The sequence below is a fragment of the Streptomyces asoensis genome, from assembly GCF_016860545.1.
GTDB lineage: Bacteria > Actinomycetota > Actinomycetes > Streptomycetales > Streptomycetaceae > Streptomyces > Streptomyces asoensis.
This window is the reverse complement of the sequence record NZ_BNEB01000002.1, coordinates 1788535-1808152: the sequence shown is the minus strand read 5'-3', so window position 1 is coordinate 1808152 and position 19618 is coordinate 1788535. Positions and strand designations below refer to the sequence as shown.

Sequence of the window (19618 nt, the reverse complement as noted above, 5' to 3'; positions counted from 1 at the left end):
GACGGCTGTTCCCTCCACCGAACACGTCCACTGTGACCGACCATGCGGCCGATTCCCATACCCGGGACACGGGGCCGGCGCGCAGCGGCAGGGCGACGGCGTCGCCTCAGGTGCGACCGGGGTCCGGCTCGGGGTGACGGCGAGGTGCGCGGTCGCGCCGGGCAAGGAACAGCGGGGTCGTCATCAGGAGCACTCCGGCCACGCCCACCGCCGTACGCGGACCGAGCAGAGCGCCCAGGACGCCCCAGAGGGCCGTCAGGAGCGCGGTCGTGCCCTTGGTCGTCACCGCCCAGGCGGTCAGGGTGCGGGCGACCCGATCGGCCGGGGTGCGCCGGAGGCGGTAGGTGGTGCAGACGGGGTTGAAGATCCCGCAGCACAGGACGAGTCCGAACTGGACCCCCATCACCAGCAGCAGCCCTGCGGCACCCGGTCCCGTGCAGGCCAGGCCGACGGGCCAGAACGCGCGCAGCGTCCCCGCCGCGACGAGGACCTCCCGCTCCCCGAACCGGGCGACCAGCGGCCGGGCCAGCTGCGCGCCGAGCAACCCCCCGACGGAGGGCGCGGCGAAGGCGAGCCCGTACTCCCAGGGGGTGAAGCCGAGGCGGCCGAGCATCAGGACGGCGAGCAGCGGCTGGCAGGCCATGACGAGGCCGTTGAAGAGGGCGGTGTTGAGGAACAGCGGGCGCAGCGCCCCGTCGGCGAGGATGTGGCGCCAGCCGTCGAGCAGGTCTCCCGCCCGGACGCGCACGGCCACGGGACGTTCGGGGCGCGGCTCACGGCCGCCCGCCGCGCGGATGCCGAGGGCCGAGAGCAGGTAGCTGAGCGCGTCGGCCACCACGGTCGTCACCGGCCCGAGGAGTCCGATCGCCAGACCGCCCAGGGGTGGTCCGACGATCGTGACCGTCCAGGCCGTGGACTCCAGTCGGGCGTTGGCCACGAGCAGGTCCCCGGGCGGGAGGAGCGACTTCAGGTACGCGCCGGAGGCGGCGCGGAAGGCGATGTCGGCCGCGGCGACGACGACGCCGACCAGCAGGAGCTGGAGGAAGGTCAGCACGCCGAACGCGAAGGCGGCGGGGACCGTGAGCAGCGCGGCGCACCGCACCAGGTCCGTCGCGACGAGCACGGGCCGCTTGCGGCGGAACTCCACCCACGGGCCGAGCGGCACCGCCGCGGCCGCGCCCACCGCGGCCCCCACGGAGGCCAGCGCGGCGACCTCGGCCGGTCCGGCGTGCAGCACCTGGACGGCGATCAGCGGGAACGCGCCGAAAGCGAGCCAGGTGCCGAGTTCGCTGGTCGCGTACGCGCCCCAGAGCCATCCGAACGGCCGCCCGAGGCTCCGCCCCGACCGCCGGCCGGGTCCGGACCCGCTTCTCATGTCCGCCGCCCCTCGTCCGTGTCCCCGCACACCTCGCCCTGGGTCGCCGTACAACCCGTCCGGGATCGGGGACATCAAACCGAGTGCCGTGACCTGAGATCAAACAACCACGGGCCCGCTCAGCCACAACCAACGGTTGTACCCCTAGGGTGGCGGCATGGATCTCGACACCGTCCGGACCTTCGTCGCCGCCGCCGACGCGGGGCGGTTCCAGGAGGTTGCCGCAGAGCTGGCGGTCACCCAGCAGGCCGTCTCCAAGCGCATCGCGGCCCTGGAGCGCGAGCTCGGCGTGCGGCTGTTCACCCGCAACGCGCGCGGCGCCGATCTCACCATCGACGGACAGGCCTTCCTGCCCCATGCGCGCGAGCTGCTGCGGGTGGCCGAGCGGGCGGCCGCGTCCGTGCAGACCGGCCGCCGTCCGCTGCGCGTCGACGTCATCACCTCCCGCAGCGCGCAGTCCGCCCTGATGCGGGCCTTCCACCGCGCGCACCCCGACATCGAGCTCGACGTGGTGATGCTGTTCGACATCGACACGGCAGTCGCCGCCGTCCGGTCGGGTGCCGTCGACGCCTCGTTCCGCGCCGTCGGCGCGCCGGGCCGGCCCCTCCCGCCGGACATCGCGTCCGTCCGGGTCCTCGACGAGCCGCTCGAACTCCTCACCGGGCCGGCCCACGCGCTCGCGGGTGCCCGGTCGGTGCCGCTCACCGAACTCGTGGGGCACCGGATCTGGATGCCCGGCATCGTCCCGGGCACCGAGTGGGCGGCCTACTACGACGACCTGGTCGCCGCATTCGGCCTCACCATCGAGGCCACGGGCCCCAACTTCGGTTCGGACGCGCTCCTCGACACGATCGCCGACACGCCCGCGCTGGCCACCTTCATGGGCGGGCGGACCCGTCTCGTGTGGCCCGCCGGCCACGGCCTTCGCCTCGTCCCGGTGACCGACCCGACGCCCGTCTACCCGCACTCCCTGCTCTGGCACCGCGACAACCCCCACCCGGCACTGCCCACCCTGCGCGCCCATCTCGCCGCGGGTGCGCCCGGCCACGACGCGGCCGGGACGTGGACACCGGACTGGGTGACCCCGGCCTGACCGCCGCCGCCGAGCGGGACGGGCGACGGACGGCCGGGGCACGGGCGGCACAACCCCGGAGAGGGTCGCACCGCCCGCGGAAATGCGGCGTCAGCCGGCCGGAGACGGAACCGGCGGGCGGAAGTTGATGCGTTCCCTGACGACGGGGAAACCGGCCTTGGCGAAGTTCGCCGCCATGGGGAAGTTGCCCCGGTCGGTCGCGCCGGTGACCGACTCCGCTCCCTGCTCGACCAGGAAGCGGGTGCACTCCGTCAGGAGGTCGTAGGCGTAGCCGCGGCCGCGGTGTTCCGGGACCACCCCGATGAAGCCGACGGTCGGGCCGGAGGGGTTGTGTGCCGGGATGTGGATGCCGGCCAGCTCGCCCTGCGGGGTGTACGCCGTCTGCCACCACTCCCGCGGGGAGGGGCACCAGTGGAAGAAGTCGAGCTCCTCCTGCGCGGCCCGGTCGAGGCCCCCCTCCTCCACGGCCTGAAGCGCGTGGGCGTCCAGGGTGGCGGAGTGGATCCGGCGCAGCACGTCGAAGAACACGCCGTCGTCGGGTTCGGCGCTGAAGCGCAGGCGTCCGGGCCGCTCGGGCAGACCCCGCTCCGGGGTCCAGCGGTACAGGAAGCGTTCCACCAGGAGTTCGTACCCGGCGGCACGCGCAGCCGCGAAACGAGCCTCGGCGGCGGCCCGCAGGACGGGTTCGTCGCGCCAGTGGCCGGGCAGGTTGATCTCGAGTTCGACCTGCCAGGGCGCGGAGCGCAGGAGTTCCGCACCCGCCTCCTCCTCGCCCTCTGCCACATCGAACCAGTTCACGTTGATGGGCTCGGGGTCGTCGGGCCCGCCCCACCAGGCGCCGCGTGCGACGACCTCGCCGTCGCGCAGGGCGACACGCTTCCACTCGGGGCGGAACCGGGTGCGCCGATGTCCTTCACGGGCGCCCAGCGGGTCGGGAAGTGCGTCGAAAACAGGAGCGTCGCTCGCGGAGAGCGCGCGGATGACCAGATCGGTCATGGATTCCTCCGGGAAGAAAAAGCTGCTGGAGCGCTCCCGGTCAGAACTGGACCATCACGCCGGGACCATGGGGAAGGGAGCGCTGAAGAGAGATGGACTGCACGGCACTCGCCTCCTTCCGTCCGCATCGGGCGTGGAGCCACACCGTATGTGTTCCTCCGCCGGTCCGTCCACGGGTTTTCGCGGTTCCCGACGGCGCGGACTCCTGGGACGGCACAGAAAACGATCAAAAGCCACGGAGCGGTGGCGCCGACCGTGCCGCGGACCGATCTCCCCGACTACCGCTGCCGGTAACGGAGTTGCTCCCTCGCCGGTGCGGCGCCCGCGACGCATTCCCGGGCCGGCTTCACCGCCGTTCACCAGCGGCAGGTCTGCGCGGGGGCATCCGGGGCAGACGGCGGTGCATCGGCTCCGGTGTCCCGGGCCGACGACTGTGTGCCGTGCCTACCCGTGGGAGAACCGATGCCGACCGCCGCAGCCGAGAGACCGGCCGAGCTTCCTGGGCGCGGACCAGGACCCGACCGGAGCAGCCGCTCGATCACGCTGCCGCGAGGCACGGGCCGCACAGCCGCGCGCATCGGGGCGCTGACGGTGTGCCAGGGCGCGCTCATGGTGGGGTTCGGACTGCTGATCACCGGGCCCGCCCGGGGCCTGTGGCCGATGACGGTCGAGGACGACGTCAACGAGGGCTTCGAACGCGCCAGGACCGGCACCCTCACCACCTTGTCGTCCTTCGCGTCCGAAGCCGGCAACACCATGACCATCATCGCCATCACCCTCCTGGTGTGCGCCGGACTGATCCTGATCCCCCGTCTGCCGATGTGGCGCCAGGCGGCCTTCCTGGCCGTCGCCGTGTCGCTCCAGGCGCTGGTCTTCCTGGTCATCACCGAGTGCGTGGACCGCCACCGGCCCGAGGTGGACCGTCTCGACGCCTCTCCGCCCACGTCGAGTTACACCTCCGGCCACACCGGGGCCGCCACCGCGCTGTACGGCGGGCTCGCGGTGCTGGCGCTGTCCCGGCTCCGCGGACCCTGGCGGCGGATCGTGGGCGGTCTGCTGCTCCTCCTGCCGTTGATGGTGGCCGTGGCCCGTCTCTACCGGGGCATGCATCACCCCACGGACGTCGTCGGCGGGCTCGTCAACGGCAGTCTGTCCCTGCTGATCGTCGGCCGTGCCCTCTTCGTCGACGGCAGCGTGACGGCACCGGCCGACGCCGGGAAGGACGGGGGCGCGACCGCCGCCGGTACCACCCCCGCGGGCGCGACCGACTCAGGTGCGAGCGCCGCGGGCGGAGCGGTTCCGGCACCTTCTCCGGCGACCGCGCGGGCGGACCGGGGCGCGACGCCGGACAAGGGCAGGACCGTGGTGATCTTCAACCCCACCGTGACCCACGAAGCCGACCGCGAGGCGTTGCGGGCAGTCCTTGCACGGCACGGTCGCACCGGAGCGGAGTTCGTCGAGACCACGGCGCAGGACCCGGGCACCGGTCAGACCGCCGCCGCGGTGCGGGACGGCGCGGGACTGGTGGTGGTCTGCGGGGGTGACGGCACCCTGCGGGCCGCCGCGGACGCGCTGGCCGGGAGCGGTGTCCCGCTCGCCTTGGTGCCCTGCGGCACGGGCAACCTCCTGGCCCGCAACCTCGGTCTGCCGCTGTCCCCCACCGCCGCGCTCGACGCCGCCCTGCGGGGCACACCGCACCGCATCGACCTCGGCCGCGTGGAGGGCGACGACCTGCCCGGCACCCACTTCGCCGCCATGTCCGGCGCCGGGCTCGACGCCGCGATCATGGAGCACACCGACGACCGCGCCAAGTCCGTCCTGGGCTGGCCCGCTTACGTGCTGGCCGGCGTCGGCACCCTGCGCACCCCGCGGATGCGGGTGACCGTCCGGCTCGACGACGCGACCGCACTGCACCGCACCGCCCGGATGGTCCTCGTCGGCAACGTCGGGACCGTGCAGGGCGGGACGACGCTGCTTCCCGCCGCCCGTCCCGACGACGGCCTGCTCGACCTGCTGATCCTGGACCCGCGCGGCGTCGGCGGCTGGATACGCGCGCTGACGACGCTGCTGCGCGGCGGCGCGAAGGCACCCCGGCCGACGGCCGTGGACACCGTCACGGCGCAGGACGGCGACAGGAGCGGCGTACCGGTCGAGTTCTTCACGTTCCGCCGGGCCGAACTCGCCTTCGACGCCCCGCAGTCCCGCGAGCTGGACGGCGACCCGGTGACGCCGGGCCGCCGGCTGACCGCCGAGGTCAGGCCGGGCGCGCTGACCGTGCTGCTGCCGACCGGGGGTGCGTGACGTGGGTACCGCGACGAAGGTCCCCGAGACCCGTGACATGAGCGGCGACGAACTGTCCGCCGACGAGGCGCTGGCGTCGCTGCGCCGCTACGGCCGCTGGGCACTGCTGCGCGACTCCTTCGTGCGTTTCCGGTACGCCGACGGCTTCACCCACTCCCGCGCGCTGGCCCTCCAGACCGTGCTGTCGGTGGTGCCGCTGGCCATAGCGTTCGTCGGACTGTCCACCACCCTGCACACCGAGAACATCGGCCGGATAGCCGAACTGACCATCCACCGGATCGCCGAGGGACCGAGCGCCGACGTCGTCGACGACGCACTGGAGCGCAGCCGCCGCACGGCGGGCGACGGCGCGCAGGTCGCCCTCTGGTTCGGGCTGCTCTTCTCCCTGGTCAACACGACCACAGCGATGTGCCAGGTGGAACGGGGCGCCAACCGGATATACGGCAACGAACGCGACCGGCCCTTCGTGCAGAAGTACCTGCGCGGTCTGGTGATGTCCCTCTGCGCCGGACTTCCCCTCGGTCTCGGCTTCATTCTCATGGTGGCGGGCGGCGACCTGGCCTCGGCGGCCGTGACCGTCTACGGGCTCGACGACGGCGCCCAGGGCGCCTGGCAGATACTGCGCTGGCCGTTCGGACTGCTGCTCGCGCTCATCTCGGCCAGTGTGATCTTCCGCCGGTCGCCGCGCCGCAAGCAGCCCGGATACACCTGGCTGGCCTTCGGCGCGGCCGTGTACCTGGTGCTGTGGACGGCGCTGACCTGGCTGCTGAGCCTGTACCTCGGGCTCAGCGGCTCCTTCGACACGGTCTACGGCCCGCTCAGCGCCTTCATGTCGCTGCTGCTGTGGGCCTACCTGACCTCCATCGCCCTGTTCCTCGGGCTGGCGTTCGCCGCACAGCTGGAGGCCGCTCGGGCCCTGCGGTCCGAGCCGATCGAACCCGATCCTGGAGTCTGAATGGTTGTACGAGCCGCGGTCCTGCGCCTCCGTGACCGTCGCCGCCGGGCGGCCGACCACAGATTCGGCGCCCGCTTGGTGGGGGCGGCCGTCGTCGCCGCCGTAGCCGCCGTGCCCTTCGCGCTGCTGCTGGTCCTCGTCGAGGGACATTGGGGGCCGCTGCGCCGCCTGGACATGGGCGCCGCCCGGCGCCTGCACCACACGGCCGTGACCCATCCCGCGTGGACGGACGTGCTGCGGTTCCTGTCCGACTGGGTCTGGGACCCGGCCGTGCTGCGGACCGCCGTCGCGCTGCTGACCCTGTGGCTGCTGTACCGCAGGGCCTGGCGGCTGGCCGCCTGGTCCGCCGTGACGGCCGTGGCCGGCGGACTGATCGGGCTGCTGGTCAAGACGGTCGTCGAGCGGGCCAGGCCGTCGCTGGCGGACCCGGTGGCGCACGCCCCGGGCTTCTCGTTCCCGTCGGGTCACGCGATGACGGCCACCACGTCGTTCGCCGTCCTGCTGCTGGTCCTGCTGCCCTTGGTGCCGCGTGCCTGGCGTCCCCTGTGCTGGGGGGTCGCGGTGGTGTCGGTGCTCGGCGTCGGCTTCACGCGTGTCGCGCTCGGCGTGCACTGGTTCAGCGACGTGGTCGGCGGCTGGCTGCTCGGCCTGGCCGTCGTCGCCCTCACCGCCTGGGCCTTCGAGGCCTGGCGCACCGAGTCCGGCCGGGGCCACGCCGACGTCAGCGAGGGCCTGGAACCGGAACTGGTCGACGCCCGCCCCGAGCCCTGACCGACGGGGGCACTCGATATCGCTTGGCCGGTCCCGGCGCCCCGCCATAGGGTCACCGGCATGTCCCTACGTCTTCGTATGCGTCAGGCGCTCCCCGACGCGATGCGCGCCCGTGACAAGGCCGCGGTGAGCGCCCTGCGCACCACGCTCGCCGCGCTGGACAACGCCGAGGCGGTGCCCGTGGACGAAGCCGGGCCCCGTGCCTCGGCCCTCGAACAGTCACCGGTCGGCGTCGGCGTCACCGAGGCGGCACGCCGTGAGCTGACCGAGGGGGCCGTGGCCGACGTCGTACGGGCCGAGGCCGCCGAGCGGCTGGAAGCCGCGGAACGGCTCACCACGCCCGCGCACGCCGACCGGGCCGCCCGACTGCGGGCCGAGGCCGCCGTACTGCTCCGCTTCCTCGACGGCCCCGGCGCCGCGTGAGACGGAGTCCCTCCACCCGGGTCGTCCCCGGAGCGGTAACCACCGACAGGCCGTCGCACCGGGACCACGTGAACGGCGTCGTCCGCACCGCCGTATTCGACGGCGTGACCCCCCACGACCTCCGCCGGCCGGCCCGCCCGCCCCGGGCCGCCTCCCGAACCGGGCCCACGGCGCGGGGCCGCCGGTGGGCGGCGGGCGGCCGTGCCGCCTGAGCGCACGACCGTGCTCGGCATACCTGCGGCGGGCCGGACCGGCCACGCGGGCGTGTACGCACGGGCCGGGCTCTCCGCCGCGCTCGGCAGCCTCCTCGCGGGTCTCGGCCACCACACGATCGTCGAAGGCCCGGCGCCCTGGCGGCCGGTGCTCTTGATGGCGCTGGCGCAGTTCTGCGCGGTCCGGCCACTCGCACGGCTCCGGCGCGCCCCGGCGGCGACCGCCGCGGCCACGGCGGCGATGCAGGCGGCCCTGCACTGCGCGCTGTCCCTCGCGGACGGCGCCGCGCGGTCGGCCGCGCTCGCCCGGCACACGGCGCATGCCGCCCACCTGGCGAACTCCACGGGTGACGGCCACTCCTGGCACCACGCCGGAGCGGCCATGGTCGCGGTGCACACGACCGCCGCTCTGCTCGTGGCCTGGCTGCTCCACCGGGCCGACACCCGGGTCTCGGGGGCGCTCGGAGCGCTCCGCACGCTCGTCGGGGCGGCCGCCGCCCGACTCGTCCGCCTGCCTCCGCGCGGCGTCGCGGACGGCGAGCCGTCGGCGCTCCGGCTGTCCGGCCCGCGGACCGGGGTGTTTGCCGACATGGCGGGCCGGGTGCGGGAGGAAGAGCTGAAGCACGCGGTGGTGCGCAGGGGACCGCCACGACGGGAGCACGCCTCAGCGCTTCACCGGCCCCTCGACCGACGGGGCCGGTTCCCCCTCGACCGCGAGGAGTCCTCCCGTGTCCACACCCCTGTCCGCCCGTCCGTCCGCGCGCACCGGACGCGGCCCCCGGTCCGTCCGTACGGCCGGTCGCACCGGCCGTCGTCTCGTCGTCACCGCTGCCGTCACGCTGACGGCCGCGCTCGCCCTGGCAGCTCCGGCCGCCGCGCACGCCGAGGTCGAGGCCGACAAGCCCCAGGCCCTGGCAGAGAACGTCACCCTGCGCTTCGTCTCCGAGGCCGAGTCCGACTCCGCGGGCTTCACCGCGCTGCGGATCGTCCTGCCCCGGGGCATCACCCCGGCCGACGTGAGTCTCGGCGCGGCCCCCCGGGGCTGGAAGCTGACCGCCACCGAGGACGGCTACACCGTCGCGGGCCCGGCGCTGAAGGCCGGTGTCGACGCCGAACACGAGATCAGGGTCCGGCAGCTGCCGTCGGCGAAGGAGATCGCGTTCAAGACCGTCGAGACCTACAGCGACGGCGAGGTGTCCCGGTGGATCGAAGTGCCCTCCGGCGGCGAGGAGCCCGAGCAGCCCGCGCCGGTGCTGAAGCTGAAGGCCGCCGCCCCGGGCGCCCGGCCCGTCGGCGCCACCCCCAGCCCCAGCCCCACCGCGACCGTCGGCGCGGATGCCGGTGCGGCTGCGGCGCCGACCCGTTCCGTGGCGGCGGCCGCGCCGAAGACGTCGGCGGCAGCCGATGAAGCGGCGGCGGACGAGGGCGGCGGCATCTCCACGGGCGCCCTCGTGGGGGTGATCGTCGTCGCTCTGCTGGTGCTCGGGGGCGGCGCCCTGTGGGTGCTCAGGCGCCGGGCCGTCTCCTCCGACGCGGGCTGACCCGCGTGCGTGGGTGCCCCGGAGCGGCAGCGGTCCGCTCCGCGGCACCCCCGCCCCCCCGGCCGACGTGAACGTTTCCCGGGCGCCGGGCGTCGAAGCGGTAGTCGATCCCTGGGAGTCGTCATGACCGCCGGACCTTTCCGTTCCCGATCGGCGGCCGCGGCCGCCCTCCTCGGAGCCCTTGCCTGCGCGGGCGCGGGGTGCGGCTCCGCCCCGTCCGCCGGAGCCACCGCGGCCGCCGGACCCGAGCGCACCTGGCAGGAGCCCGCCGCGTACACGTACACGCTGACGTCGAGCACCCAGGTGCTGGCGGGGACGTTCCGGGTGGAGGTGCGCGACGGGAAGGTCGTCGGTGTGGCCGGGGCCGACGCGGACAGCCGACGCCAGGCTCTGGACCCGCATACCGAGATCCCGACGATCGGCAAGCTCCTGGAGACCCTCGACCGGGCCCGTGCCGAGCACGCCCACACGGCCGAGGCGGACTACGCGGACGACGGCCGTCCCCTGCGGATCGTCCTGGACCGGGACGAGAACTCCATCGACGACGAGGCCCTGTACACGATCAGCTCCTACGAACCCGCCATCCGCTCGGCTCCGTGACGGGGATCGGCCGCCGGTCGCGGGGCGGTGAGGCCGTCGTGCGCGGAGTCGGAGCCGGGTTCCAGGCCGGATCCCGGGTCGGCGTCGGCATCGACACCGGTATCTGCCTCGGCCTCGGCCTCGGCCTCACGCGGCGCGATGTCGACGGCGGGGGCCAGGAAGGCGGCGCAGGCGACGCACGCCAGGACGACGAACATCGCGGGGCGCAGGCCTATGTGCTCGCCCAGGAAGCCGAGGCCGGGGGGCCCGACGAGGAAGGCGACGTAACCGATGGTGGCGACCAGGGCGACCCGGGCCGTCTCGTCGGGTCCGGACTCCCCGGCCGCGGAGAGGGTGAGCGGGAAGCCCAGCGAGGCGCCCAGCCCCCACAGCAGGACGGCCGGCCCGGCCAGTACGGCGCTGTCCGAGACGATCACGACGAGCAGGCCGAGCGCGCCGCTGACGGCGCTGGCGCGCACCACGGCGGTCCGGCCGAAGCGGTCGAGGAAGAACGTTCCGCCGAACCGGCCCAGCGTCATGGCCGCCGCGAATGCGGCGTAGACGAAGGAACCCGAGGTGGCGTCCATGCCGTGTCCGTCGACCATCAGGAGCGGCAGCCAGTCGTTGGCCGATCCCTCGGCCAGCGCCATGGCGAGCACGATCACGCCGATGAGGAGGAGCCGGCCGTCGCGCCACACCGCGGGGCGCCGTTCACCGCCGTCGCCCCGCCGGGATCCCTCGGCCGTCTCGCGTCCGGTGCCGGCCGGGACGGAACGCACCGCGTGGACGAAGATCCCGGTGGCCGGCACGGTGACGGCGGCGAGGTGCCAGTGCACCGGCACTCCGGCCGCCGTGGCCGCCATGCCCGCACCGGCCCCCAGCACGGTTCCCAGGCTGAAGCAGCCGTGCAGCGCGGGCAGGGTGGTGGCGCCGCAGAGGCGCTCCACGTCCGTGCCGTCCACGTTCACCGCCACGTCGCTGACGCCCATGCCGGCGCCGAAGGCGCACAGGCCCGCCGTGACCAGCGGGATCGAGACGGCGGCGCTGCCGACGCTGATGGTGGCCATCCCGGCGAGCAGCAGCACCGTGCCCCAGACGACGACGGGCCGGGTCCCGAACCGGGACACCAGACGCCCGGAGGAGGTGATGCCCGCCATCGAACCGAGCGACAGCCCGAAGAGCACCAGCCCCATCTGGCCGGTGGTCACGTCCAGCCGGTCCCGGATGGCGGGCGTGCGGGTCACCCACGAGGACATCGTGATCCCGGCGAGCAGGAAGAGCAGGAACAGGGCCTGCCGGCGGCGGCGCAAGGCCTGGTCCATCTGCATGCTTCTCCGGGCGGGTTCCGACGGCGGACAGCGGCAGGCGTTCACTGGGCGCCCGCCCGACCCGCGCAAATCTACCGGGCCGGGCCACACATCCGGAGACCGCGAGGGTCACCGAGCGGCCCGGGCCCGCCGAGGGGGCTCGGTGAACGCCCGCCGGGCGTGCCCGAGCAGCTCGCGCAGCGCGGGATTGTGCGTGTCCTTCCAGACGAGCGCGAGCAGCGCGGGTGTCTCGGCGTCCTCGATGGTGCGGGCCGTGAGGCGGTCGCGGTGGCCCGCGGCCATCGACGCGCTGAGGACGGCGACGCCGAGCCCGCGGGCGGCGAGGTCGGCGACGGCGTCCGCGGCACTGGCCTGGAGGGCGATCGAGGGAGACAGCCCCTGTGCGGCGCAGGCGAGGTCGAAGACCGTGCGCAGACCGGTGCCGGGGGGCATGCACACGAGGGGGCAGCCGGCCAGGTCCCGGAGGGTGACCCGCTCGCGTGCCACGAGGGGATGCCCGGGCGGGGCGGCCGCGACGAGCCGTTCACTGACGATCGTCAGCGCCTCCAGCCCGTCGGGGGCGGCGGTAGCGGTGCCGACGAGGGCCAGGTCCAGGGCGCCGCTGCGCACCTGCTCGACGAGCCGGTCGGAGTTGTCCTCCAGCAGCGCGATCTCCACGCCGGGACGAGCCCGGTGGAACGCGGAGAGGGCGTCGAAGAGGGGGGTGAGGGTGCAGCCGATGACCATGCCGACCCCGATCCGGCCGCGGACCAGGCCGGTCACCTCGCCCACCGCCTGCCCGACCGCCTCCGCCGCGGCGAGCGCGGCGCGCGCGTGCAGGATCGCTGCTTTCCCGGCGACGGTGAGGGTCACCGTGCGCGCGGACCGCTCGAACAGCTCCGCTCCGAGTTCCCGCTCCAGCCGGCGGATCTGGGCGCTGACCCCGGACTGGCTGATGCGCACACGCTCGGCGGCCCGGGTGAAGTTCTGCTCCTCGGCGACCGCGACGAAGTACTCCAGCTGCCTGAGCTCCATGACTGTGGATTCTAGCTGCGAGCACAACCATCTGTTGGACTTCTGACCGGGCGGCGACCACGCTGGGAAGGACCGCAGCACGCAGCACCGCAGCACCGCGCCGGAGCAGGCAGTGCCGGGGCACCGGAGAGCGTCGTCAGGAGGAACCATGCCGGAGTACGAGCGGGCCATGCGGCCCGAGGACCTCACCCGTCTGTTCGTCGAGCGGTCCAACGCCGGGGACGCGGCCGGGGTCGCCGCGCTCTACGAGGAGGGAGCAGTGATGGCCTACCCGCCCGGCGAACTGACCGTGGGGCGCGAGGCGATCCGCGAACTGTGGGAGAAGGTGCTGGCCCACCGCCCCCGGTTCGAACCGGAGGAACCGCTGCCGACGCTGGCCGGCGACGGCATCGCCCTGACGTCGACCCCGCCCCGCGACGGAGCCGGCGCGCGGGCCCAGGTCGTCCGCCGTCAGCCCGACGGGAGCTGGCTGCGGCTGCTCGACCAGCCGGAGTTCGTCCGGCCCGGGGACTGACCCCCGCCGGGGACGAGGACCGCGGCCACCTCGCGCAGATCGTCGCCGAGCTGGTGGTCGCGCCCGGGCAGCCGGTGCACCCGGGCCTGCGGGATCGCCCGGGCGTAGAGATCGGCGTGCGACGGCGGGACGGTGTCGTCGTCGAGCCCGTGGAAGACGTGCACCGGCACACCCTGCGGCAGCCGCGCGCCGAGGTCGGCGGGCAGCCCGGACTCCTCGTCCGGCCAGCCGCCCTCGCCGACGAACGGGGCGGAGATCAGCACGATCGCCGCGAGCCGGCCCCGCGGCGGCCGCTCGGCGAGCGCCCGGACGAGCATCGTCCCGCCCACCGAGTGACCGACCACGGCCGCCCCGTCCCCCAGCCCGGCCGTCCCGCGCAGGATCGCCGGTCCCCAGGCGGCGTACCCCGGGTCGTCTTCGTCGGGCATCCGCGGATAGCGGACCTCGTACCCCTCGCCGAGGGCCCGCCGCAGGCTGCCGACGAGCTTGTCGTCCCATGCGTCGTGCGTGCCCTCGCCGCCGCCCTGGACGAACAGGATCTGCCGAGTCCCCGTCATCCCGATCACCCCTCGCGCCTCATGGCGGCCCGACGGCACGTCGCAGGTCCGCTCCCTCCCAGGGTGAGGTGTCCCGCGGGCGAAGGCCAGGGCGAGGTGCGAGGGCGGGACGGGCGGCGCGCAGGCCGGGCGCCGCGCGCCAGGACCCCGGCCGGCGTCAGTGCGGGAAACGGCGGGGCGGCCGGGTCACCGTGGTGTCGCGGAACTCGGCGATACGGGAGTGCACCTGACGCATCAGATGGGTGTCCTCGATCCGGTCCAGGTAGAGGCACCGGGCCGCCAGGCCCGGCAGGTCGAAGGCGAAGTACAGCGACATCAGCGGGTTCACGAACAGTTCGCTCCCCCGGGTGCGTTCGGTGAACCGCACATCGCCGAACGACCCGCGCACCGCCGCGGCGATCGAGCCGTTCACGATGCTGGGACGGTCGGGGGTGTGCTGCTGGGCGTGCGCCACCGCGTCGAGGTAGAGCGCCCCCTCCCGGGTGGCGCGCGACATCGAGAACGCGCCGAGGTACGCGCCGTCGCGTTCCAGCGCGGCCATGTTCTCCAGCACCTGGACGTGGTTGACGCCGTGGTAGGCGTCCACGCCGAAGCCGACCGACACCACGAGCCGGGTGGGCACGCCGTCCAGCCCGGCCAGCGCCGCCACGCTGGCCAGATCCTCCTCCGGCGTGCCCAGACCGGACTCGTCACCGCGCAGCAGGATGTCCGTGCCGCCGTCGACCAGGACCACGGCGTCGATGGCGTGCAGTTCGATCAGCGCCCGGTACGCGGCGCGCAGCGGGAGCACGCCGGTCTGCGGGAAGGCGTAGACGGTGTCGGGGTAGTCGTGCTCCCGCAGCCACCGGGCGAGGGTCCGCTCCGGGAAGTAGCTCTGGTGCGGCGCGGAGTCGGCGGTGACGGCCGCGAGGTCGGGAGCGGCCCAGTCGTCGAGGGGCAGCCCGTCGAGCCCGCTGAAGGAGAGGTTGGCGAGATGGACCTGCCTGCCCTGGTGCAGGAGCGAGAGCGCGAGCGGCAGGCCCGAGTAGATGTCGAATCCGCCGCCCGCGCCCGCGACGAGGATCCGTTCGGCGTCGGCGAGCCGGGTGAAGAGCGGGTTGGCGTGAAGGGGCAGCATGACGGCCATTGTCCGAGAAGCCGCCGCCGGGTGCTCCAGGATTACCGCACGGGCGGCCGGACGACCGCACGGCCCGCCGGACCACCGCACGGCAGGGGCGCTCGTCGTCCCGGAAGTAGGTGCGGCCACACGTACAACCACCGGCCCGCTTCACAGGTCCGATCTTGCGGTACGCGCGCGTGCGTGCCGCTCACCTCACCGTGAAAGGGCTTCCTTGCCTCCCCTGCGCACCTCCCGGCGCCGTCTCGGCGTCTGCGTCGCCACCGTTCTCGCCGTGACGGCCGGCGCCGGCGTCCTGGCCTCGCCCGGGGCCGTGGCCGCTCCCCCCGCGGTGGCCGGGACCGCCACCGCGGACGAAGCCGCCCTGCCCGCCGGCGCCGAGATCGTCAGCAGCGGCGACACCGGCTACCTGACGTCCCGCACGGACGACTCGGGCCGCGCGGTCCTGGAGTGGCACACGTACGCCGACGGCTCGGTGCTGCCGATCGGCGCGGGCACCGTGGGCCACGACAGCGACTCCGACACCGTCGTGACGAGCGACGGCGGCAGCACGGTCTTCCTGCGGGACATGAGCGAGGGCGGCACCTGGTCCGCGACCTACGACCTCGCGTCCGAGTTCGCGCCCGGCGCCGAACTCGTCGGGGTGGTCGGCGACAGCCTCTTCGTGAAGGTCCCCGCGGGCGGCGGGGGTTACCGGGAGCTGTGGCAGCTCTCCCGGGCCGACGGGGCGGTGCACAAGACGAAGCGCTCGTCGAATCCGTACAGCATGGACTTCAAGGTGGTCGCCTCCACGGGCGACGTCATGCTGGTGCTGAGCAGCAACCGGGTCTTCCCGAGTTCGTCGACCTTCCGGACCGAGTACTGGAAGACGCGCACCAGCGTCGCCGGTGACGCGGTGATCGAGTCGGGCAGCAGGCAGAACATCGCCGCGTGGCCCCAGGCGTCCACGGGCGCCCGTACGGCCGACCACGAGGCATGGGTCGAGTACCGGGGCGGTGTGACCGAACTCGTCGTGGACGGCACGTACGCGCACCCCAGGTTCGCCATGGACAGTTCCCTGAGCGGTGCCGTCGTCGTGGGCGTCATCGGGGACACGCTGCTCTACGGGGTCCCGGGCAGGGCGGCCGACGAGACTCCGAGCCCGCTGTACGCGCGCAGCGTCACCGATCCCACCGCGGCGCCGTACGAGATCCTGGAGCGCTTCTCCAGCGCGGCCCGGGCGCCGGACGGCCGCCTGCTGGTGCGCGGCGCCACGGCCGGCGCCGACGGGCTGTTCCGTTTCGCGCAGGGCGACGACGGCCGGCCGAGCGGCACGCTCGTGGCCCGCACGGACCGGGTCCCGGCCCTGGAGGTGACCGGGTCGAAGGTCCCCGCCGCGGTGAGCCTGGAGAAGCCGGGGGCCACGGTCGCGATGGAGTGGACCCTGTCCCGCGCGGGTGCGACCGTCGACCTCACGCTGACGCACGCGGCGACCGGCCGGAAGCTCACCGCGCGCCTTGCGCAGCCCGCCCCCGGCAGCCCCGCCGCCTTCGTCTGGGACGGCGTCCTGGCGGGCGTCAGCGCCCCCAACGGCGTCTACACGTGGCAGATCACCGCCACCCCGGCCGACGGCGTGGGCGCGCCGGCGACCGCCCGGGGGACCTTCCAGGTCTCGCGCACCCCCAACCCGCACGACTACACGGACAACGGGTCGACGGACGTCCTCGCGCGGGACGCCTCGGGTGTGCTGTGGCGGGACGACCTCTTCGACTGGCCGTCGGGCGGTCAGGTGAAGACGGCCGGGCGGACGAGGCTCGGCTCGGGCTGGCAGGTCTACAACCAGATCGAGGCCGCGGGGAACCTGGCCGGCACGTCCACCGGCGACCTCGTCGCCCGTGACACCTCGGGCGTCCTGTGGCTGTACCTGGGCAAGGGGGACGGCACCTTCGCCACGCGGGTCAAGGTCGGCACCGGCTGGCAGATCTACAAGCAGCTCGCCGGGGGCGACGACCTCACCGGAGACGGCCGGACCGACCTCGTCGCCACCGACGGCTCCGGAATCCTGTGGCTGTACAAGGGCACCGGCAGCTCGACCGCCCCGTTCGCCCCGCGCGTCCGGGTCGGCTCCGGCTGGCAGGTCTACAACCAGATCACCGCCGTCGGTGACATCGCGGGCAGCACGGCCGGCGACCTCGTCGCCCGTGACACCTCGGGCGTCCTGTGGCTGTACCAGGGCAACGGCACGGGCAACTTCACCGCCCGGGTCAGGATCGGTTCCGGCTGGAACGCCTTCTCCCAGGTGGTCGGCGCCGCGGACGTCACCGCCGACGGCCGGCCCGATCTGGTCGCCCACGGCCCGAACGGCACGTACGTCTACCGGTCGACCGGTTCGGCGACCGCGCCGTTCAGCCGGCTGACGACCGACCTCTACGCGGGCGAGGGAGGCAAGTTCAACAGCCTCGCCTAGCGCTCAGGCGATCCATGCGCCGGTCATGGTCTGCACGGCCGAGCCGTCACCGTCCGAGAGCTTCGTGGCGGTGAACGCCCGCGCGGCGTCCGAGGTCTGCACCCGGAAGGCGGGCCGCTCGGCCTCCAGCAGACCGACGATCGGCGCCGCCGCGTCCTGCGGCGTCTGCGCGGCGGCGAAGGCGTCGCGGGTGCGGGCCAGGTAGGAGGTCAGCGCGGGCGTGTACGGGCCTGCCGCGTCCAGCACCGTGTCGCGTCCGCCGACGTTGCTGACGAACGCGCTGCCCACCGCGCCCGGCTCGACCACACTGACGGCCACGCCGACGGTCGCGGCGACCGGGGCGAGGGACTCCATGAAGCCCTCGACGGCGAACTTGGCCGCGCAATAAGCCTCGTTGAAGGGCTGGCCGACCACTCCCCCGACGCTGGTGACGGTCACCACGCGCCCCTTCGCGGCCCGCAGCAGGGGCAGCGCCGCCTTGGTGACGTGCAGGACGCCGAAGAAGTTGACCTCCATGACGGCCCGGACGTCGTCGACCTCCTCCTGTTCGAGGGTGCCGAGGTGGCCGGCGCCGGCGTTGTTGACCAGCGCGTCCAGGCGGTCCAGGCCGGCCAGGCAGTCCCTGACCGAGGCCGGGTCGGTGACGTCCAGGGGCTTGACCTCGACGGTGACCCCGGCCGCCTCGGCCGCGGCCAGCAGCGCGCCCGCCTTGCCGGTGTCACGCATGGTGGCCACGACGTGCCAGCCGTTCCGCGCGGCGGCGACAGCCGTGGCCAGCCCGATTCCCGTGGAAGTCCCGGTGATCAGGACGGTCTTGACGCTCATCTCTCAGCACTCCGAACTCATGCGGGGAACAGTTTATTTATGGATCATAACTACCATGTGTCATAACTATGGACCGCGATATTTCACCTTGTCAAGCACATCGCTAGACTGAGCACCATGCCGAAGTCACCGGACGAGCTGACCAGAGAGGTCGTCGGCCTCTTCGCGGCCGTCAACCGCCGCTACGCCCAGGAGTCGGAGGCCGCCGCCACCGCGCACGACCTCACCCCGCTCCAGGCCAAGGCACTGCTCACCACCGAGGACCCGGTCCCCATGCGCCGCATCGCCGACCACCTGCACGCCGAGCCGTCCAACGTCACCGCGATCATCGACCGCCTGGAGGGCCGCGGCCTGGTCGAGCGCCGTCCCGACCCGGGCGACCGCCGGGTCAAACTCGTCGCCGCCACGGCCGCCGGGCGCACCGCCATCGCCGACCTGCGCGCCCGCATGCCCTTCGCGGGCACCCCGCTGGCGCCGCTCAGCACACAGCAGCGCGAGTCACTGCGCGACCTGCTCCGGCTGATGCTGGAGGCGTGACGGCGACCCGCACACCGGACCATGACACATGTCATGCGCCACGCGGGACGGCGGGCACTGTGGCCCAAGTACCGCCGTCCGTAGCGTGACTTCGCCCCGCGGACGGTCACCGCCTCCCTCATCGGCGGCGCGGACATCGACCTGACGGACGTCGACCTCCCGGACGGCGCCGAGCTGCGCATCACCAAGCTGAGCCTGATCGGAGGCGTGAGCCTCAAGGTCCGCGCCGACGTCCGGGTGGAGGTGCACGGGCTGCGTCTGGGCGGGGTGCGGGACGAGGGCCCGAGCGAGTCCGGCGGCCCGACGGTCCGGATCGACGCCTGGGGCCCGGTCGGCGGAGTCTCCGTACAGCGCGCCCAGCACCGCCGCCCCATCACGGGGGGACTCAGCGGCCGGGGTCGGGCCAGGTCGCGGTGAGGGACCGCAGGTCCGGGAAGCGGTCGCCGGGGACCTTCTCCCGCATCGTCGCACCGTCGAGCCAGCACACCTCCTCGGGACCGCCGTCACCGGTGTCGAACAGGCAGCACACTCCGCCGACCGCCGCGGTGAGGTCGGTGAACAGCTCCCTCACGCGTGCCGAGCGGGCGAACATGCGGCTCATTCCCGACGTCGCCGCCCAGAACTCCATCGACGCGTAACCTGGATGCGGCAGGGAAGCGAACCGGACCGTCAGATAGACGTACCCGATCGCGATCCGACCGTCCTCGTCGGGCTCGCGGCCGCTCGGCCCCTCGAAGGCGCGCACCGCGTCGTCCACCCCGAACCTGATGGACGTGTCGAGTTCGAGCGTGGGACTGCCGGAGCAGTCGACCGGCTCGCTCTCGAAACGCGAGGTGAAGGGCAGGACGAGCCGCTCTCCGTCCGGCAGGGTGACGTCGAGCGGCGGTACGGCACGGGCCGGTGGCGCCAGTCCGGCGAGCGCGGTCAGCGCCCCCGCGACGTCCCGCCGGCGCAGATAGATCTCGTAGCTGTAGACCAGCCCCATACGCCCCCCGTCCACCGGTCCGACGGGCACTTTCTCATGATCCGGCGAC

At 73.9% G+C, this 19618-nt stretch carries 19 protein-coding genes; 11 read left to right on the top strand and 8 right to left on the bottom strand.

Annotated elements, in window-relative coordinates; genetic code table 11:
- Positions 1-106: 106 nt before the first annotated feature.
- Positions 107-1375 carry an MFS transporter gene (locus Saso_RS10950; protein ID WP_189918991.1) on the bottom strand — a complete coding sequence of 423 codons (1269 nt, stop codon included), beginning with the start codon at positions 1373-1375 and terminating at the stop codon, positions 107-109.
- A gap of 157 nt (positions 1376-1532) precedes the next feature.
- On the opposite strand from Saso_RS10950, the gene Saso_RS10945 reads away from it, so the two are divergent.
- Positions 1533-2468 carry a LysR family transcriptional regulator gene (locus tag Saso_RS10945; RefSeq protein ID WP_189918990.1) on the top strand — a complete coding sequence of 312 codons (936 nt, stop codon included), beginning with the start codon at positions 1533-1535 and terminating at the stop codon, positions 2466-2468.
- A gap of 90 nt (positions 2469-2558) precedes the next feature.
- Here the strand turns inward: Saso_RS10945 and Saso_RS10940 are convergent, their stop codons facing one another.
- Positions 2559-3464, bottom strand: a complete 906-nt coding sequence (locus tag Saso_RS10940) for a GNAT family N-acetyltransferase (RefSeq protein ID WP_189918989.1) — start codon at positions 3462-3464, stop codon at positions 2559-2561.
- 462 nt (positions 3465-3926) lie between these two features.
- Between Saso_RS10940 and Saso_RS10935 the strand changes: the two genes are divergently transcribed.
- The 6 genes from Saso_RS10935 (at position 3927) to Saso_RS10910 (ending at position 10267) form a co-directional block, all read left to right on the top strand.
- Positions 3927-5765 (top strand): bifunctional phosphatase PAP2/diacylglycerol kinase family protein, encoded by a 1839-nt coding sequence (locus Saso_RS10935; RefSeq protein ID WP_189918987.1) that lies wholly within the window; start codon positions 3927-3929, stop codon positions 5763-5765.
- A gap of 1 nt (position 5766) precedes the next feature.
- Positions 5767-6720, top strand: coding sequence for a YihY/virulence factor BrkB family protein (locus Saso_RS10930; RefSeq protein ID WP_189918985.1), 954 nt, complete (start codon positions 5767-5769; stop codon positions 6718-6720).
- Positions 6721-7491: a phosphatase PAP2 family protein gene (locus Saso_RS10925; RefSeq protein WP_189918983.1), complete on the top strand. Its 771-nt coding sequence runs from the start codon at positions 6721-6723 to the stop codon at positions 7489-7491. It begins immediately after the preceding gene.
- 102 nt (positions 7492-7593) lie between these two features.
- Positions 7594-7914 (top strand): hypothetical protein, encoded by a 321-nt coding sequence (locus Saso_RS10920; RefSeq protein WP_189919523.1) that lies wholly within the window; start codon positions 7594-7596, stop codon positions 7912-7914.
- A gap of 940 nt (positions 7915-8854) precedes the next feature.
- Entirely contained in the window at positions 8855-9667 is an 813-nt protein-coding gene (locus Saso_RS10915; protein WP_372442420.1) for a DUF1775 domain-containing protein, read from the top strand.
- Between the two features lie 123 nt (positions 9668-9790).
- Complete coding sequence (locus Saso_RS10910; RefSeq protein ID WP_189918981.1) at positions 9791-10267, top strand: DUF6174 domain-containing protein; 477 nt, start codon at positions 9791-9793, stop codon at positions 10265-10267.
- On the opposite strand, the gene Saso_RS10905 is transcribed toward Saso_RS10910, so the two are convergent.
- Both Saso_RS10905 and Saso_RS10900 read right to left on the bottom strand, forming a co-directional pair.
- On the bottom strand, positions 10237-11568 hold the full coding sequence (locus Saso_RS10905) for an MFS transporter (protein WP_189918979.1): 1332 nt from the start codon (positions 11566-11568) through the stop codon (positions 10237-10239). The genes Saso_RS10910 and Saso_RS10905 overlap by 31 nt on opposite strands.
- A 114-nt stretch (positions 11569-11682) precedes the next feature.
- Positions 11683-12588, bottom strand: coding sequence for a LysR family transcriptional regulator (locus tag Saso_RS10900; RefSeq protein ID WP_189918977.1), 906 nt, complete (start codon positions 12586-12588; stop codon positions 11683-11685).
- Between the two features lie 148 nt (positions 12589-12736).
- Here Saso_RS10900 and Saso_RS10895 point away from each other — a divergent pair, with 148 nt between their 5' ends.
- Entirely contained in the window at positions 12737-13102 is a 366-nt protein-coding gene (locus Saso_RS10895) for a YybH family protein (RefSeq protein ID WP_189918976.1), read from the top strand.
- Here the strand turns inward: Saso_RS10895 and Saso_RS10890 are convergent.
- Together Saso_RS10890 and Saso_RS10885 are read right to left on the bottom strand one after the other, a co-directional pair.
- Entirely contained in the window at positions 13039-13659 is a 621-nt protein-coding gene (locus tag Saso_RS10890; protein WP_203833518.1) for an alpha/beta fold hydrolase, read from the bottom strand. The two genes, Saso_RS10895 and Saso_RS10890, sit on opposite strands and share 64 nt — an antisense overlap.
- 157 nt (positions 13660-13816) lie before the next feature.
- Positions 13817-14776, bottom strand: coding sequence for a DUF1152 domain-containing protein (locus Saso_RS10885; RefSeq protein WP_189918975.1), 960 nt, complete (start codon positions 14774-14776; stop codon positions 13817-13819).
- 214 nt (positions 14777-14990) lie between these two features.
- Between Saso_RS10885 and Saso_RS10880 the strand changes: the two genes are divergently transcribed.
- Positions 14991-17222 (top strand): FG-GAP repeat domain-containing protein, encoded by a 2232-nt coding sequence (locus Saso_RS10880; protein WP_189918973.1) that lies wholly within the window; start codon positions 14991-14993, stop codon positions 17220-17222.
- Between the two features lie 3 nt (positions 17223-17225).
- Here Saso_RS10880 and Saso_RS10875 read toward each other — a convergent pair whose 3' ends face one another.
- A complete protein-coding gene (locus tag Saso_RS10875) occupies positions 17226-18047 on the bottom strand; it encodes an SDR family NAD(P)-dependent oxidoreductase (protein WP_189918970.1) in 822 nt (273 codons plus the stop codon).
- A 117-nt stretch (positions 18048-18164) separates the two neighbouring features.
- Between Saso_RS10875 and Saso_RS10870 the strand changes: the two genes are divergently transcribed.
- Both Saso_RS10870 and Saso_RS10865 read left to right on the top strand, forming a co-directional pair.
- Positions 18165-18584 carry a MarR family winged helix-turn-helix transcriptional regulator gene (locus Saso_RS10870; protein ID WP_189918968.1) on the top strand — a complete coding sequence of 140 codons (420 nt, stop codon included), beginning with the start codon at positions 18165-18167 and terminating at the stop codon, positions 18582-18584.
- Between the two features lie 207 nt (positions 18585-18791).
- Positions 18792-19001, top strand: coding sequence for a hypothetical protein (locus Saso_RS10865; RefSeq protein ID WP_189918966.1), 210 nt, complete (start codon positions 18792-18794; stop codon positions 18999-19001).
- Here Saso_RS10865 and Saso_RS10860 read toward each other — a convergent pair.
- Positions 18970-19569 (bottom strand): hypothetical protein, encoded by a 600-nt coding sequence (locus tag Saso_RS10860; RefSeq protein ID WP_189919520.1) that lies wholly within the window; start codon positions 19567-19569, stop codon positions 18970-18972. The genes Saso_RS10865 and Saso_RS10860 overlap by 32 nt on opposite strands.
- Positions 19570-19618 lie beyond the last annotated feature (49 nt).

Excerpts from the sequence above, each read along its gene's own strand:
- Saso_RS10945 (WP_189918990.1), top strand. The coding sequence starts at position 1,533 with ATGGATCTCGACACCGTCCGGACCTTCGTCGCCGCCGCCGACGCGGGG.
- Saso_RS10950 (WP_189918991.1), bottom strand. The coding sequence starts at position 1,375 with ATGAGAAGCGGGTCCGGACCCGGCCGGCGGTCGGGGCGGAGCCTCGGG.
- Saso_RS10910 (WP_189918981.1), top strand. The coding sequence starts at position 9,791 with ATGACCGCCGGACCTTTCCGTTCCCGATCGGCGGCCGCGGCCGCCCTC.
- Saso_RS10925 (WP_189918983.1), top strand. The coding sequence starts at position 6,721 with ATGGTTGTACGAGCCGCGGTCCTGCGCCTCCGTGACCGTCGCCGCCGG.
- Saso_RS10890 (WP_203833518.1), bottom strand. The coding sequence starts at position 13,659 with ATGACGGGGACTCGGCAGATCCTGTTCGTCCAGGGCGGCGGCGAGGGC.
- Saso_RS10860 (WP_189919520.1), bottom strand. The coding sequence starts at position 19,569 with ATGGGGCTGGTCTACAGCTACGAGATCTATCTGCGCCGGCGGGACGTC.
- Saso_RS10920 (WP_189919523.1), top strand. The coding sequence starts at position 7,594 with ATGCGCGCCCGTGACAAGGCCGCGGTGAGCGCCCTGCGCACCACGCTC.
- Saso_RS10895 (WP_189918976.1), top strand. The coding sequence starts at position 12,737 with ATGCCGGAGTACGAGCGGGCCATGCGGCCCGAGGACCTCACCCGTCTG.
- Saso_RS10900 (WP_189918977.1), bottom strand. The coding sequence starts at position 12,588 with ATGGAGCTCAGGCAGCTGGAGTACTTCGTCGCGGTCGCCGAGGAGCAG.
- Saso_RS10905 (WP_189918979.1), bottom strand. The coding sequence starts at position 11,568 with ATGGACCAGGCCTTGCGCCGCCGCCGGCAGGCCCTGTTCCTGCTCTTC.
- Saso_RS10885 (WP_189918975.1), bottom strand. The coding sequence starts at position 14,776 with ATGCTGCCCCTTCACGCCAACCCGCTCTTCACCCGGCTCGCCGACGCC.
- Saso_RS10875 (WP_189918970.1), bottom strand. The coding sequence starts at position 18,047 with ATGAGCGTCAAGACCGTCCTGATCACCGGGACTTCCACGGGAATCGGG.
- Saso_RS10870 (WP_189918968.1), top strand. The coding sequence starts at position 18,165 with ATGCCGAAGTCACCGGACGAGCTGACCAGAGAGGTCGTCGGCCTCTTC.
- Saso_RS10935 (WP_189918987.1), top strand. The coding sequence starts at position 3,927 with ATGCCGACCGCCGCAGCCGAGAGACCGGCCGAGCTTCCTGGGCGCGGA.
- Saso_RS10940 (WP_189918989.1), bottom strand. The coding sequence starts at position 3,464 with ATGACCGATCTGGTCATCCGCGCGCTCTCCGCGAGCGACGCTCCTGTT.